Below are 14,220 nucleotides of genomic sequence, written 5' to 3'. Positions count from 1 at the left end.
CGTGTCTATTGTTCCTTGGTGCCTAACATTTGAATTAATCCGCGCCGCGAAGCGGCGTCGGATTGAATGAATTGTTCGGCCGCTTGACCATTAATCTACAGACAACGAGGTGTGCTGTAAAAGCCAACTCAGTTGCTCTCCGATTCGCAGCCCTTCCATTGGGATCGATACTTTTACGTCCCTATCGGAAAGGTGGCTGGTCAAGAACTCACGATACCGCACACCTGCCAAGAACACCACTTGTTTCAAGTCTGGAGCGGCTTCCGAGATTTGAAGGGATACATGATCGGCCCAAGATCGGCGATCCACCACCCTCATCGTGTTGAGCGTTCGCTCATATGGTGCAATTATTTGATCGGAAGGAACCAAACCGTACTCGGCAGATAGCACATACCATGGATATAAAGATAATTCTGCATATCGACGCGCCTTGATGAACCAATCAGAAATATACAAATCACGTGCCGCGCATGGTTGATTTCGTTTTTTGCTGACACAAGAAACAAGATAGATAGTGGAATTGTTGGATTGCATTGTCATCTCACTTCGCACAATGATGGTCACTACTACTGATATATCGTTTTTTGTAGGCGCTTCGCATGGCCTTCAAATGGCGGGTAAAAGCTAATAGTTCAGGCCGTTTGTTCCCTTGAATGTTGAGTGGGTAATGGTATTCGCCATGAAGCTCGTTACACTCGATGGATTCTGCATCTTCCCTTGTCGTCGTCGATCGCCAACTGACAGAGAGAGCGTCGAAATACTTGTCGATCTTTTCCGCTCCTTCCGAGTAATCAAAGTCGTTCAGGGCAAGAAGAGTAAACCGGAAGGTCGAGAGGAAACCGGTCTGTAAGCAACTCAATGTTAACTTTTGAGCTGCATGCCATTCCACGCGCTGTGCGATGCTCTTAGCTAAACCGTGATAGAGGCACACTTTGCCATCTGGCGCGGTCCGTAACCGTAGTTTCGTGACGTCACAGAATTCGGCAATGCGAAAATGATCAAGTGCTATGCGTGGGAAATACCACCAGTAAACACCAGGGGACGTAGGGAGATTCGACCATTTGTAAGCGTCTAAGCAACCCACCTTCCCAAATTTCCTGACCTGACCGATCCTGATCTGCATTCAGCGCGGAGGGATGGTGATGAAGAAAGAAGAGAAAGTCGCTTATTGGCGGCAGCAGGTAGAGGGATTTCAGGCGAGCGGACAGTCGGTCAAGAATTATTGTGCGCAGGCGGGGATCGCCGTAGCCACGCTGCATTACTGGCGCAAACGCTTTGCCGATTCTATACAAACGCCGTTGCTGTCCGCCGTGCCCGAAGGGTTTTTGCCGGTAACTCTGGCCGCGCCGGTCAGGACGCCTGTTTCACCGGTGGAAATTCACCTGTTATCCGGTCGTAGCCTGAAGCTTGCGGCGCCGGTAGATACCAGCTGGCTCCAGACCTTGGTGCAGATTCTGGAAAGACCATGTGGCTAAATTCGAGCAGCCGGATCTGGCTCGCGGCAGCGCCCGTAGATATGCGGTTAGGCTTTGATGGCCTGGCGGCCAAGGTACAGGGGGTATTGGCTGCCGATCCTTTTTGCGGTCATGCTTTTGTCTTTCGCAACCGCCGAGGGGATCGTCTGAAATTGTTACTGTGGGATGGACTGGGCTTCTGGCTGGTGTATCGCCGTCTGGATCAGGGACGACTCCATTGGCCCCGCGCCGATGCCGGTGCCATAGAACTCTCCGCTGCGCAGTGGGCGATGCTGGTAGAGGGGCGCCCGTGGACGCCGTTACCGAGCCTGGAAAAATGCACACCAACACTGCTGTAACTAGCGGGAATTTCTTGTATAAATAGCCCAGTTCCGATACTATTTTCTGATGATTTCAGCGCCGCAAACGCCTCTTCCCACCAGCCCGGACGCCCTGCGCGATCTGGTGCTGAGCCTGCTGCAACAGCAGGAGGAACAGGAAGCGGAACGCACCCGGATCATCGCCCAACAGCAAGCGGCCATTGCCCTGCGCGATGAAACCATCGCCCGCCTGGAAAGCACCATCGCCAAACTGCAGCGCTGGCGATTCGGACGCCGTTCGGAAAAGCTCTCTCCCGACCAGATCAGTCTTTGGGAAGAAGCGCTGGATACCGAAATCGCGGCGATGGAAAGCCTCCTCGAAACCGTTCTGGAAGACAGTGCGGCCGTGACCGCTGGCCGTGCAGAGGGAGCAGCCGCCGACGCGCAGACCGTAGCGGTCCCCGCCCGTCCCGTACGCCGGCACCCCGGCCGCATGGCGATCCCCGCCCATCTGCCCCGGGTAGAAGTACGTCACGATCCCAAGACTTGCACTTGCGCGCAATGTGGGGGTCCACTCGAAACGGTCGGGGAAGAGATCAGCGAAAAACTGGATTATATCCCCGGACGCTTCCAGGTGATTCGCCATATCCGCCCCAAACTGGTCTGCCGCCCCTGCGGTACCCTCGAAAGTCCGGCATTACCGGCACAGGTGATTGACAAGGGCTTGCCCACGGCGCGCCTGGTGGCCCATGTGATGACGGCGAAACACGTGGATCACCTGCCTTTGTACCGGCAGGAAACCCAGTACCAGCGAGCGGGCGTACCGATCTCTCGCGCCACCCTCTGCAGCTGGCTGGGTCAGGGCGAATACTGGATCAGCCTGCTCGCCGAAGCCTGCAAAAGGGCCTTGCTGGAAGGAAAGATTCTGCACGCCGACGAGACGCCCTTGCCCGTCCTCAACCCCGGCAGCGGCAAGACGGACAAAGCCTATCTCTGGGTGTATCGCAGCCAGGCGGATGCCCCGCATCCCGTCGTGGTCTTTGATTATGCCCCGGACCGTAAGGGGATCCACGCGCAACACTTCCTGGGCGACTGGAAAGGCATTCTCCAGACCGATGACTATGGGGGGTATGATGCCCTCTACCGCAAGGAACAGATCATCGAAGCGGGATGCTGGGCGCATGTCCGCCGCCACTTCTATGACGTGGAACAGCGGGGTCCCAGTCCGGTAGCCCAGAAGGCCCTGGCCTGGATCGTCAAACTCTACGCCATCGAAGCGGAGATCAAGGAATCTCTACCAGATCAGAAAGTCGCCGCCCGGCAGCAGCGTGCCGGTCCCCTGCTGGAAGCCTTCCATGCCTGGCTCACGGAAACCCAGATGCAGGTGGCGCCGAAAAGTGGCATCGCTAAAGCCATCGGCTATGCGCTGAAGCGTTGGAAAGCACTGACGCTCTACCTCGAAGAAGGACAACTCAGCATCGATAATAATCCGGTGGAGCGAGCGCTGCGGGGCGTGGCCATTGGTCGCAAGAATTTTTTATTTGTTGGAAATGATGCCGGTGGCGAGCGTGCCGCGTCCTTCTACAGCATCATCGAAACGTGCAAACTCAACGGCATCGAGCCCTTCGCGTACCTCTGTGACGTGCTCGAAAAGCTCCCGACCTGGCCCAACAAAAAACTCCACGAACTCTTGCCGTGGAACTGGAAAAAATCTGCATTAGCCTGATTGGCGCCAACCCGCAAGGGTGGGTTGGCTGAACGTTTACGGTTGACCGAATAGTTATACACACGACTCGCACCCCGTGGCACCTCCTGTGACACTATTTATTTTTCTAGACTCTTTGGGACGTCTAGTAAAAGGTAGTCGTTTTTTAATTCCATCGCACTCAATGGTTTTATCTTTAGACCACCATTGCTTGTCGGATAATTGAACACTATTCCAAATGATATTTTCTGCGGTATTGCGAAAGCAAGTAATCCTCGAAGCTTATGTTGAGCCATGCCATATACTTTAAATTTATCTTTATCGGGAAGCGAAGCGTGAAATTTCAACGCGTATTGCTTCGAGATAAATAGCGGTATATTTATCGGACTGTCTTCTGGAAAAGCATAGTACGTTCCGGTTGGTTCACCATCAGGACGATCTAGCTCTGCCACATACCAAAAAGGTTCGCCGATGCAGCCATCTTCTGGAATAAAGCTTGTTGTTATATGCTGAGATAACATGCCATGAATTGTCGGCACATCTTTGGCTTCGAGTAGGCGTATCTTATGCCGTGCAGCTACAGCATTCGAGCCTGACTGGTAACCAGAACGTGACACGAAGATCCCGACCACGTCATCACCAATATTTTTAATCTTTTGGTGGAATTCTAAAATCTGTCCTTGGCTAACGGGGGACTTCCAGTCCTTGCACTCAATGGCTACGCGATGCCTTACACCAACGTGAATGAATTCATAGAATACGTCAACCTCATAAGACTCACCGGATGGTAATTTGAATGTCGTACGCTTGGATACGCGCACCTTCTCACCCTTCAAGTTTAGAAGGGTGCTGTAGATGTAGTGGACGTAGTCCTCAAAGTCTGTCCCCGGCTTAGCCATACTCTTCCTTTTGTATAACGTTAAATTAAGGGGCGCGCTTTAGCGCGTCCCTCTTGAATGCAAGGTTAGGTTACACATTGACTTTGTACCCCAAAGCCAACTCATCGCCGCATATACCGCGAATACCCCAATTTTGTTTTGGCGTCTCAGTGATAGTGATTTCTACGTCTTGCGGTGCAATGCCTACATCACGCTCGATGTTGGCAAAAATTAGGCGAATAAGCGATTTTTTTGATTCGGCTGATCGACCCTCGAACATTGAAATTTCAATAATCGTGTAGTTGTCACTGCGATCTTCCGGAAAGATGAACTCCGATTTTTCTAGCGCGATGAACCGGTGGAATTTTTTATCGGGAGGAAATACCAGTGCTTCGACGATCGCTGCGTGAATCGCAGATGAAAGTGAAGAAGTCTTTTCCAATAGCGAAGATTTTAGGCCATAAATTTTTATTTGTGCCATAGGATGCGTCCTTGTGAAACCTAACGTTCAAATTGAGGGGCGCGCCGCTTTTGGCGCGTCCCGCTCGAATGTAGTGTTAGCCCTGCTTTTACCAACCGTCATGGCGCTCTCGGCGTTCCAGCCGGTAATTCGTGACCTCAAGACGGATGCCGTCGGGGTCGGTGAAGAATGTTGCCCAATAGTCAGGGGCGTAATCAGGATAGAGCTTAGCTTCCGATGCCTCGATGCCGGATCTACGAAGCTGAGTGGCTACGGCAGCGACTCCCTCCGCCGAATCAACGCGGAGGCAGAAGTGGTGCAACCCAGGGGAATATGAGTCGTGTGCGGCTTCGGTACGCGAAGGCCGAAGGACATAACCAAAATGGCGGTTGAAATATTGAACGTGAGGGTCGCCGCCCAGAGTGAACTTGTTTTTGCGAAAGCCCAGTGCCTCTAATAAAACGAGGTCATAGAAAATCTCCGAGCGATTAAGATCGGAAACGGTGATATAGATATGGTCAATTCCAATAACTTCGGTCATGGTATGGCTCTGTGATTGGCAGGGCTAACGTTTGAATTCACCGGCCTTGCGCGGCTTTATGCGCAAGGTCCGGTGGAATGATGGGTTAGGCATGTGATGCCACCTCTGCGAGTTCACCAACTGTATAGAAATGCGTGTTTGGCGCGGCGGCTACTCGGTGTAGCTCTCTAGCTCCAGGCATTTCGCATTCGACTGGAAAGGCAGTGCACCCTTGGGTTAGCAACCAGATCGTTCTGGTGATACCGTTCGTAAAGCCAACATAATGAAACTGCTCGTGGCGCACACTTTTCCCGAACCAAAGGAACCTGTGCGAAACAATGGTTCGAGTGCTGATGCCATGCGAGACATAGGCTAGCGGAACTGGGTTATCAAACCCGTGAGAAAAGCCCTCCGCAGCATGTCCATACTTTCGATCATGCGGCCACGTTTGCGGGGTGCCATTTGCTTCTGACCTATGGATGCTGTGTGGCTCATTACGCCAAAGTTCAAGAAATTTTTCGGGATCAATAATAACAACTCCGGACTTGTCCTTGTTGTATTCCGTCACTTTCATTGACATGAAGACGGGAGGCCGATTGGGGAGGGGCACGGTGAAGACGACAAACAGATTGCCCCAATAGTCTTTTGTGCTAAACGTAACCAAAGCACTCTCCCATGCCTAACGCTTGAGCTCAGCCGCCGGCAGACCGCGTAGCGGGATGACGGTCGGCTGCAGCGAATTGTTATGCTTTACTAGCCGTCCAAGGCGCGTTTCAAGGAATTTACCCACTTGGGGATTAGATTGGTGAACAATTCGTTCCATTGGGTGGCGTCCTCTGGCGTGCAATCGAGTTCTACAAACCATTCAATGAAGGTTCGATTCCCATCTACGATCGGCGTGAGCCGCAAGGTACCCTCATAGTTGGCGGCGGCTGGAGCATCGATGCCGCCATGCGACGGGAACTCGATTGGTTCCATCCCCGCATAGCTGAATGAACGCTGAGAGTCAGAATGGGCAGTCAGGCGCTGCCGCTTCCAAGTTTGGCCTATACGAAAGCGTCGCACAGCACCAATTTCATCACCGTTTTTCTCGTCTTCAATAACGCTCTCGGCAACCCCTTCAATATAGCTCGGGTAGCTGTTGAAGTCTCGAACAAAACCCCAAACTCGATCTGCGGGTTGGTTCAGGACGCTACTGTAATAGACCTTGACCATAGAAACCTCCTAGATAATGGAGTGGGATCTATAACTTCTTACGTGGCATAAATTCTCGTTGTTTTCGGACATCAAACTGTTCGGATACGTTTTTGAAGCATAACGTAAAAGTGAGGGGCTGCGCGCTTTTGCGCAGTCCCTCTCGACTGCCGGGTTGGGCGTCATTTGAGAGTGCCGCAGCATTTTTTGTATTTCTTCCCGCTGCCGCATGGGCATGGCTCGTTTCGACCAATTTTCTTTGATTGCGATGCCATCTGCTTAGGAGTCGATGCGTTTACAAGTGTTTGCTCGACAACCTGAGACACATTAATTGTTATGTTTTGAGATGGTTGTGGGGATTGGGTAAGCAACGTGATAGCAGCAAGCACTACACCAAGAAAGCCATAAAGCTCTCCTCGATTCTTCGGCAGGATGTCAGCCAGTGAAGAAAGCCCGGGAAGCTCTTGCTTTATCAGTGCAGCAACTTGCTCGTTTGATTGTTGCTTTTCTTTGGCCTCGTGAATTATTTGAACTAAGCGAGACAGCTCTTTAACGGTCCGTTGGGGAGCTGACAATATCTCAATGGTGTTGCCAATAAAATTGAAAACACCGTCTGGGACATGCCCCATGCCTCCACAACTCGGACATGGACCCGACTTGTTTCCAGATAGCGTGACGTTTGACGCGTTCTCAAAGAAAAAACCGGATGGAAATGCTGTTCCACAAGTATCACAGAAGGCTGGGATTGATGGCATGGATGCTTCCTATGATGCCCAACATAATTTAGATTGTACAACGCTACCACATACATGGCGCCTAACGCAACATGATAAATAACCAACATACTGTATCTACAAAACACCGCCCTTTCCTAAAAATTTAGGACAGCCTAAAATTTTCGGGATGGAAAATAGCCAAGCAACTCCCAGCACCCCGCCCAGGCTTCTGGACCAGGTGCGTGCCCGGATCAGGGTGATGCATTACAGCATCCGCACCGAAGAGGCCTATACGGACTGGGCGCGGCGCTTTATTCTTTTTCATCAGAAACGGCACCCCAAAAACATGGGTGCCGCCGAGGTGGAGGCCTTCCTGAGCCATCTCGCCACTGAACGCAGCGTCTCATCCTCTACCCAAAATCAGGCCAAGGCGGCGCTGCTCTTTCTCTACAAGCAGGTTTTGGGTATTGACCTGCCCTGGCTGGATAACATCACCAGCGCCAAACCTTCGCAGCACCTGCCGGTGGTGCTGACACCAACGGAAACCCGCGCCTTACTGCACGAGCTCTCAGGAACGATGTGGCTCATCGCGAGCATGCTCTATGGTACGGGTATGCGTCTGTTGGAGGGTTTGCGCCTCCGGATAAAAGACGTGGAGTTCGAACGCCGCGAAATCGTCATCCGGGATGGTAAGGGGGCTAAAGACCGGGTGACCGTCTTACCGGAAAACATTCTACTACCCCTAAAAAAGCAAATGGAAAAGGCCAAATTACTGCATGATACAGATTTAGAAAACGGTCTTGGGGCGGTCTTTATGCCGGATGCGCTGGCGGTGAAATATCCTTCCAGTGCGCAATCCTGGGGCTGGCAGTATGTGTTCCCGTCTCCTGCATTAAGTATTGATCCGCGTTCCGGGGTACAAAGACGGCACCATATTTATGAGGCGACGGTACAACGCGCAATACGTACTGCGGCAAGCCGTGCCGGCATTGTAAAGCCGGTGACACCCCATGTGTTACGCCACTCCTTCGCAACCCATCTGCTGCAGGCAGGCTACGACATTCGCACCGTGCAGGAGCTTTTAGGACATAAAGACGTAAATACCACTATGATTTATACCCACGTCATGAACAAAGGCGGTCGTGGTATTATCAGCCCGCTGGATATGTAACTCATCCATAACTGCCGCCCATTACCGCCACCAATAGGGCGCCAATAATAACGCTTCCGGCACCAGCGTTTTAATCGCTGCGGGAATTTCCAGCGTTAAACCAGGACGTGGACGAATACTCACCCAGAGCAAATTCGTGCGCATATTGAAATCGGCAAATACCACCCAGGAGCCGTAATGATGCAATACGGCATTGATGATTCGTAGAGTGTGTTGCTGGCGAATACCGCTTTTCTGGCGGAGTCCGGGGAAAATCATGCGGAAATCAGAGAGGAGATGGCCGGCATCGTCGCGGCTGGGGACCCTTTTCCAGAGGGGCTCGGCGAGTTGCAGGCCGGTAAAGGCGGACGGCTTGAGGGACGTCGATGAGGGGGACTTGGGCGCCAGCGGTGATGCGGACATGGGGCTCTCCTGCATAAGCGAGTCACTCTCAGTCTGCCTGCTTCACCGCAGGGCGACAAGACCTTCAGGCGTAGCGCGCGGCGTCCGCTTCGATGATCCTGCGGGCCTCGGCCACACTGGCCCAGTCCTTGAGTTTGACCCACTTGCCGGGCTCCAGGTCCTTGTAGTGTTCGAAGAAATGGCGGATCTGGTGGCGCAGTGGCTCGGGCAGATCGCTGACATCCCGGATAGCGGAGTAACCGGTGGCGACCTTGTCGTGGGGGACGGCGACAATCTTGGCATCGATGCCCTTCTCGTCTTCCATCATCAGTACACCGACCGGCCGGGCGCGGATCACGGCGCCGGGAGCAACGGGCTGGGGTGCCAGAACCAGACAATCGGTAGGATCACCATCGTCGGATAAGGTGTTGGGGATGAAGCCGTAATTAAGCGGGTAGTGCATGGCGGTGAAAAGGAAGCGATCGACCACGATGGCGCCGGATTCTTTATCCAGTTCATATTTGACGGAGGAACCCTGGGGCACCTCGATCACGACGTTGACGTCATCCGGCAGTGACTGGCCGGCCGGGATTTTTTTCAGGTCCATGCAAAAACTCCTTGTGAGTGATCAGGGAAAAAGGTCGCGCACGCGGTCGAGGTCGGCGGCGGTGTCCACACCCGCTGCGGGCGCTTCTGCCGCGCAATATACCGCAATCTGCACGCCGCGCTCCAACGCGCGCATCTGCTCCAGCGATTCGATGGATTCCAGCGGGCTGGCTGGCCAGCAGGCGTAGTCCTGCAAAAAGGCATTGCGGTAGGCGTAGAGACCGAGATGCCGCCACCAGATGCCTGGGGTTTGCGGCAAAGTCTGCCCGCTGCTGAGAGGAAAATGGCTGCGATCCCAGGGAATAGGGGCGCGGGAAAAGTACTGGGCGCAGCCTTCGGCATCGAGCACCAGCTTGACCGAGTGGGGATCGGCAAGATCATCCCAGTGGGTGATGGAGACGGCGGCGGTGGCCATCTGCCGCTGCGGATGATCCTGCAGCAGTTGGGCGGTGGCGTGCAACAGGGCGGGCGTCATGCCCGGCTCGTCACCCTGCAGATTGACGATGATGGCGTCGTTGGCCAGTCCCAGCAGACGCGCGGCTTCCGCCACGCGCTCGGTGCCGCAGACATGCCCCGCGGCGGTCAGCAGAGCTTCACCGCCATAGCTGCGGACGCAGTCGACCACTTCAGGGTGGTCGGCGGCTACCACCACCTGCGCTGCGCCGCTTTCCAGCGCACGCCGCCGCACCTGCTCGATCATGGGGATGCCACCCACGTCCAGCAACACCTTGCGCGGCAAGCGGGTAGATGCCAGCCGGGCGGGGATCAGGACGCAGAAGCTCACGCGGGCTTGTCCTCGTAGGGCTTGGCCTCGTCAATAAGCAGCACCGGGATGTCGTCGCGGATGGGATATTGCAGATGGCAACGCGGACAGCAGAGGGCCTGACGCTGGGCACAGGGTTGCAGACTGCCCTTGCATTGCGGGCAGGCAAGCAGGTCCAGCAGGCGGTGGTCGATACTCATCAGCTTCTCCAGGGCAGCAATGATTGCTCCAGCCAGGGCTGAAAGGAGGGCTCCAGCTCCGCTTCGATGCGCAGGGTCCAGTCGTCGGCCTGCGCGAACTTCCGGCATTTTACGGCATCCTTGGCGGTCATGACGAGGGGGCGGGGCAAATAGGCAATGTCGCTGGCGCAAAAAGCGTGGTGGTCGGGGAAAAATCGGGGGTCAGGAATGGCGCCCAGGGCCTCCAGACTGGCGACAAAACGCTGCGGGCGGGCGATGCCGGTGACCGCCGTTACGTGCTGTCCTTGCAGACTGTCGAGGCTGCGGGAGCGGCCTGGATCGTTGACGGCGACGAGATCCTTGGGTTGGATGCGGAAAAGAAAGCGGGGTGGCCCGCCGTTGCGCTCCGGGATGGCGGCGGTGGCGGCAGCATCCATGAGCAAAGCGTCGGCATGGAGCATGGCGTCCGGGCACTCGCGCAGAGGGCCGGCCGGCAGGCAGTGGCCATTACCCAAAGGGCGTGGGCCGGAGAGCACCAGCAGACGCAGGCTGGGTTGCAGGGCGAGGTGCTGGAAACCGTCATCCAGTAGCGCGAGTTTATAACCATCCGCCGCCGCTGCGGCGATGGCGCGATGGCGGTCAGGGCAAAGATAGACCGCTTGGGTCTGTCCCTGTTCCTGCGCCAGCAACAAGGGCTCATCCCCGGCCTGTTGGGGGCTGTCGTCGCGTTGCACCCGATAGGGCCAGTGCGGGGGCCGGGCACCATAGCCGCGGCTGATGATGGCCACCCGCCAGCCCGCTACCGTGAGTTGCCGTGCCAGCGCCGCCACCAGCGGCGTTTTGCCGCTGCCTCCTACACCCAGGTTGCCGACGACGATGGTGGGGATACTCGCCGCCCTGCCCTGTATGTGCCGCCGCCGCCATTGCGCCACTTTGCCGGTCAGCGCCCCCAGAGGCCGCAAGGCGGTGGCCAGTGCACCACCATCCTGCCATTGCTGCTCCAGAGTCTGACGGAGGGTCACCAGTCAAAAACCCGCTGTAAAAATTCCGGAAGACGTTCGCCCGCATGGCGGCGTTCCTGCCAGAAAATGCGCCGGGTGGCGTCACCACGCTGGCGGGCGGCCATGGCATCCCCACGCAGGGCTTGCCAATGGTCGAGGATTTGCGCGGGCTTCTCCAGGGTGAGGATGGTGTCGGCATCCAATGGTTCGGCGGCGTTCAGCGTCACGCCGGGGCTGACGCTGATGGGCCGGGAGCCCGCATAAACCTGCCACTGCAACATCGGGGAGGCGTTCTGCAGGTGCACCGCCTGCGCTCCGGCGGACAGGGCCGGATACCAGCGATCATCATCGGCGACGACCACCGCCCCGGCGGGCAAGGGCGCACGCTGCCAAGCGGACAGCCTGGGCAGATCTGCCGGCGCGCCGGTACCGCCAAGAAACAGTAAGCCGTGCCGGGACAGGGGCGATGCGGCCCAGGCCCGCCGCCATCCGGCCCATTGGGCGGCGCTCAGCCCTTGCGTCCACCACAGCAGGCCCTCGTCGGTACCGCTGATCATCGTCCGGAAATTGGGGTCTACCTGGGCGATGGTGAACAGGGTGGTGAAGTCCACGGGCTCCTGAACGGCTTCAGTGACCCGCCGCCCGGCCCAGGCCCCGGCCTGGCGCGCATCCCGCGGGTAGACGGCCTCCAGCGGCGCCGGGATCTGCAGGCCAGGATCAGCCGCCATCAGCACGGCGGGAATCTTCCGTCGGCCCAGGGCGGCGGCAAGCCGTGGTCTGGGCGCCCGGCCCAGTGCCAGATAACGCAGGGGCATCAGCCGTTCCAGTATCCGCCCCACCGCCTGGGGATGGTCGCAGGGTCCGAAACCATAGCCGAGCCGCTCGGCACCTTCGGTGTATTGCTCCAGAAGGGCCGGGTACTCGGTCTCGAAGGTCATCACCATGCGCAGGTCGCGGCGCTTTTCGGCCATGGCTTTCGCCAGCTCGATACCCAGCCTTTGCTGGTCAGCATCGCTGAAGCTCTGCATCCACAGGATCGGACCGCGCTCGCCGGGGGCCTTGATCCAGCCCCAGCGGGCGTTGGCCTGCGCCGTTCGTCCGGCGCGCGCATCCTGCCAGCTTGCCCAGCGCGCACGCAGCAGACCGCTTTCGTAATACGTCATGATGTCCCGCCTGTCGGTTCCGTCCGGCCAACCATGGCATCAGCGCGTTGCCGCAGTGCAATCATCTCAGCCTCAAGCGCATGCTGCAAAGCGATCAGGGTATCCGTATTGGCGTCGCGCGGGATCCGCAGCGGTTCGCCCCAGAGGATCACCCCACGTGCGCCCGGCAGGGGCAGCAGAAAACCATCCCAACTGGCGAAGCGTTTCGCCCAGCGTGCCGAATAGGTGACCGGCACGATGGGCAGGCCGGAAATGCGCGCCAATTCGATAACGCCCTCTTGCAGCACTTCGCGGGGACCGCGCGGACCATCGGGGGAGATGGCCAGGTCGTACCCCGCATGAGCGGCCCGCAGCATCCCTCGTGCGCCCCTGACCGCCCCGCGCCGGGTCGACCCGCGCACCGCACCATAGCCCCAGTGTGCCATGGTGGCAGCAATCAGCTCGCCATCCCGATGTTCGCTGACAAGGATTTTTATTTTACGTCCGCCCACTCGCCGGTAGGCCTGGGCGACCATAACCCCCCGCCCATGCCAGAAGGCCAGCAGGAAAGGCTGTCCGGCCTCGATCAGGGCGCGCACGCTGGCATCCCCCTCCTCGTGCCAGCGCACACTGAGGGCCATACCTTTGATGATATAAGCCGCGAGTGCGGCCACCACGCGTAAGGAGCGCCCTTCCAGCCGCACGGGTCAGTGGTTGCTCAGGGTTGCGAAACTGATCCGGGTCAGGCCCGCTTCCTGCGCCGCGTCCAGTACATCGATGACGTACTGCTGCGTCGTATTCTTGTCCGCGCGCAGGACGATCACCCGTTCCGGATCTTTGGCGGCAAGCGCTTTGAGTTGTCCGGCCAGATCGGACATCGGCACCACCTGCTTGTTCATACGCACCTGCCCGGCCGCGCTGAGGTCGATGGTGATAGGGGTTTTCGGCTCACCGGCGGTGGCCTGCTGGGCTTTGGGCAGTTCCATGGAAAGATGGGACTGGTGCACAAAGCTGCTGGTGACCATGAAGAACAGCAGCAGGACCAGCACGATATCGACCATGGAGATCACATTGATCTCCGGTTCTTCGCTCACCCGCGGACGCAGATTCATTTTTCCGCCCCCGCGGCTATCTGATTCACCAGCTTCAGCGCCTCTTTTTCGAGGGACAACACCAACGCATCGACCCGTCCTTTGAAATAGCGATAGAACATCAGGCTGGGGATGGCGACGATAAGACCGCTGGCGGTGGTGATGAGCGCCTCGGCGATGCCGCTCGCCAACGCCTTGGGATCGCCCGCGCCCACCATGCCGATAGCCGCAAACGCATGCATGATGCCGAATACGGTGCCAAGCAGACCCAGCAAGGGCGCCACACCGGCGATACTACCCAGAAAGTTGAGGTAACGATCGAGATGCGCCACTTCATGACGGCCGGTCTCTTCCACCGACTCCTTGATCACGTCGCGCGGCTGTCCTGCGCTCTGGAGCGCCACCAACATCATCCTGGCCAGGGGCGTGTCGTTTTCATACAGCACCTTCACGGCTTGCTGCACCTTGCCCGCGTCCACCAGTTCCCCAACCCGGGGCGCGAGATCACGCGGTGCAATACGTCCCCGCCGCAAGACCCAGAGACGATTACCGGCGATGGCCAAAGCGACGATTGCCGCCAAAATAAGAATCGGCAGAACAAATCCGCCTAACTTGAACAATCCCAGCAACTCTTGCACA

The 14,220-nt window shown here is 57.0% G+C and carries 21 protein-coding genes; 4 read left to right on the top strand and 17 right to left on the bottom strand.

Features of this window, described 5'->3' with window-relative positions; translation table 11 throughout:
- Positions 1-90: 90 nt before the first annotated feature.
- Together AFERRID_RS08670 and AFERRID_RS08665 are read right to left on the bottom strand one after the other, a co-directional pair.
- Complete coding sequence (locus tag AFERRID_RS08670; protein WP_126604940.1) at positions 91-534, bottom strand: DUF6884 domain-containing protein; 444 nt, start codon at positions 532-534, stop codon at positions 91-93.
- Positions 535-541: 7 nt separating this feature from the next.
- Complete coding sequence (locus tag AFERRID_RS08665; RefSeq protein ID WP_126604938.1) at positions 542-1,123, bottom strand: GIY-YIG nuclease family protein; 582 nt, start codon at positions 1,121-1,123, stop codon at positions 542-544.
- A gap of 19 nt (positions 1,124-1,142) precedes the next feature.
- On the opposite strand from AFERRID_RS08665, the gene tnpA reads away from it, so the two are divergent.
- The 3 genes from tnpA to tnpC are packed head-to-tail and all read left to right on the top strand — an operon-like array spanning position 1,143 to position 3,500.
- Positions 1,143-1,475: an IS66 family insertion sequence element accessory protein TnpA gene (tnpA, locus tag AFERRID_RS08660; RefSeq protein ID WP_126604936.1), complete on the top strand. Its 333-nt coding sequence runs from the start codon at positions 1,143-1,145 to the stop codon at positions 1,473-1,475.
- Positions 1,466-1,813 carry an IS66 family insertion sequence element accessory protein TnpB gene (gene tnpB / locus AFERRID_RS08655; protein ID WP_012536650.1) on the top strand — a complete coding sequence of 116 codons (348 nt, stop codon included), beginning with the start codon at positions 1,466-1,468 and terminating at the stop codon, positions 1,811-1,813. The genes tnpA and tnpB overlap by 10 nt, the downstream gene beginning before the upstream one ends.
- 49 nt (positions 1,814-1,862) lie before the next feature.
- Entirely contained in the window at positions 1,863-3,500 is a 1,638-nt protein-coding gene (gene tnpC, locus AFERRID_RS08650; RefSeq protein ID WP_126604935.1) for an IS66 family transposase, read from the top strand.
- Positions 3,501-3,598: 98 nt separating this feature from the next.
- Here tnpC and AFERRID_RS08645 read toward each other — a convergent pair whose 3' ends face one another.
- The 6 genes from AFERRID_RS08645 to AFERRID_RS15300 form a co-directional block, all read right to left on the bottom strand.
- Positions 3,599-4,378 carry a restriction endonuclease gene (locus tag AFERRID_RS08645; protein ID WP_126604933.1) on the bottom strand — a complete coding sequence of 260 codons (780 nt, stop codon included), beginning with the start codon at positions 4,376-4,378 and terminating at the stop codon, positions 3,599-3,601.
- Positions 4,379-4,448: 70 nt separating this feature from the next.
- Positions 4,449-4,838, bottom strand: a complete 390-nt coding sequence (locus tag AFERRID_RS08640; protein WP_126604931.1) for a tautomerase family protein — start codon at positions 4,836-4,838, stop codon at positions 4,449-4,451.
- A gap of 88 nt (positions 4,839-4,926) precedes the next feature.
- Positions 4,927-5,358, bottom strand: a complete 432-nt coding sequence (locus tag AFERRID_RS08635; protein ID WP_126604930.1) for a VOC family protein — start codon at positions 5,356-5,358, stop codon at positions 4,927-4,929.
- An 85-nt stretch (positions 5,359-5,443) separates the two neighbouring features.
- A complete protein-coding gene (locus AFERRID_RS08630) occupies positions 5,444-6,001 on the bottom strand; it encodes a plasmid fertility inhibition factor family protein (protein WP_126604929.1) in 558 nt (185 codons plus the stop codon).
- Positions 6,002-6,090: 89 nt separating this feature from the next.
- Positions 6,091-6,552: an SRPBCC family protein gene (locus tag AFERRID_RS08625; RefSeq protein WP_126604927.1), complete on the bottom strand. Its 462-nt coding sequence runs from the start codon at positions 6,550-6,552 to the stop codon at positions 6,091-6,093.
- 161 nt (positions 6,553-6,713) lie between these two features.
- Positions 6,714-7,160 (bottom strand): SEC-C metal-binding domain-containing protein, encoded by a 447-nt coding sequence (locus AFERRID_RS15300; protein ID WP_215890783.1) that lies wholly within the window; start codon positions 7,158-7,160, stop codon positions 6,714-6,716.
- A 274-nt stretch (positions 7,161-7,434) separates the two neighbouring features.
- On the opposite strand from AFERRID_RS15300, the gene AFERRID_RS08615 reads away from it, so the two are divergent.
- Positions 7,435-8,418 carry an integron integrase gene (locus AFERRID_RS08615; RefSeq protein ID WP_126604925.1) on the top strand — a complete coding sequence of 328 codons (984 nt, stop codon included), beginning with the start codon at positions 7,435-7,437 and terminating at the stop codon, positions 8,416-8,418.
- 21 nt (positions 8,419-8,439) lie between these two features.
- Here the strand turns inward: AFERRID_RS08615 and AFERRID_RS08610 are convergent, their stop codons facing one another.
- From AFERRID_RS08610 to AFERRID_RS08570, 9 genes are all read right to left on the bottom strand, one after another.
- Positions 8,440-8,820, bottom strand: coding sequence for a hypothetical protein (locus AFERRID_RS08610; protein ID WP_126604923.1), 381 nt, complete (start codon positions 8,818-8,820; stop codon positions 8,440-8,442).
- Positions 8,821-8,884: 64 nt separating this feature from the next.
- On the bottom strand, positions 8,885-9,406 hold the full coding sequence (gene ppa / locus AFERRID_RS08605; protein WP_113526861.1) for an inorganic diphosphatase: 522 nt from the start codon (positions 9,404-9,406) through the stop codon (positions 8,885-8,887).
- A gap of 21 nt (positions 9,407-9,427) precedes the next feature.
- A complete protein-coding gene (gene kdsB / locus AFERRID_RS08600; RefSeq protein ID WP_126604922.1) occupies positions 9,428-10,189 on the bottom strand; it encodes a 3-deoxy-manno-octulosonate cytidylyltransferase in 762 nt (253 codons plus the stop codon).
- Complete coding sequence (locus AFERRID_RS08595) at positions 10,186-10,368, bottom strand: Trm112 family protein (RefSeq protein ID WP_009566883.1); 183 nt, start codon at positions 10,366-10,368, stop codon at positions 10,186-10,188. Before AFERRID_RS08595 ends, kdsB begins: the two co-directional genes overlap by 4 nt.
- The gene (gene lpxK, locus AFERRID_RS08590) at positions 10,368-11,369 is read right to left on the bottom strand and encodes a tetraacyldisaccharide 4'-kinase (protein WP_126604920.1); all 1,002 of its coding nucleotides are present in this window, start codon (positions 11,367-11,369) and stop codon (positions 10,368-10,370) included. The genes AFERRID_RS08595 and lpxK overlap by 1 nt, the downstream gene beginning before the upstream one ends.
- The gene (locus AFERRID_RS08585) at positions 11,366-12,511 is read right to left on the bottom strand and encodes a glycosyltransferase N-terminal domain-containing protein (protein WP_126604918.1); all 1,146 of its coding nucleotides are present in this window, start codon (positions 12,509-12,511) and stop codon (positions 11,366-11,368) included. Before AFERRID_RS08585 ends, lpxK begins: the two co-directional genes overlap by 4 nt.
- Positions 12,508-13,167, bottom strand: a complete 660-nt coding sequence (locus tag AFERRID_RS08580) for a lysophospholipid acyltransferase family protein (RefSeq protein WP_232027422.1) — start codon at positions 13,165-13,167, stop codon at positions 12,508-12,510. The genes AFERRID_RS08585 and AFERRID_RS08580 overlap by 4 nt, the downstream gene beginning before the upstream one ends.
- Before the next feature lie 30 nt (positions 13,168-13,197).
- Positions 13,198-13,602 carry an ExbD/TolR family protein gene (locus AFERRID_RS08575; protein WP_126604916.1) on the bottom strand — a complete coding sequence of 135 codons (405 nt, stop codon included), beginning with the start codon at positions 13,600-13,602 and terminating at the stop codon, positions 13,198-13,200.
- The gene (locus AFERRID_RS08570; protein WP_126604914.1) at positions 13,599-14,219 is read right to left on the bottom strand and encodes a MotA/TolQ/ExbB proton channel family protein; all 621 of its coding nucleotides are present in this window, start codon (positions 14,217-14,219) and stop codon (positions 13,599-13,601) included. The genes AFERRID_RS08575 and AFERRID_RS08570 overlap by 4 nt, the downstream gene beginning before the upstream one ends.
- Position 14,220 lies beyond the last annotated feature (1 nt).

The organism is Acidithiobacillus ferridurans (genome assembly GCF_003966655.1).
Classification (GTDB): Bacteria; Pseudomonadota; Gammaproteobacteria; order Acidithiobacillales; family Acidithiobacillaceae; genus Acidithiobacillus; species Acidithiobacillus ferridurans.
This window is presented reverse-complemented; position numbering and strand designations above follow the sequence as displayed.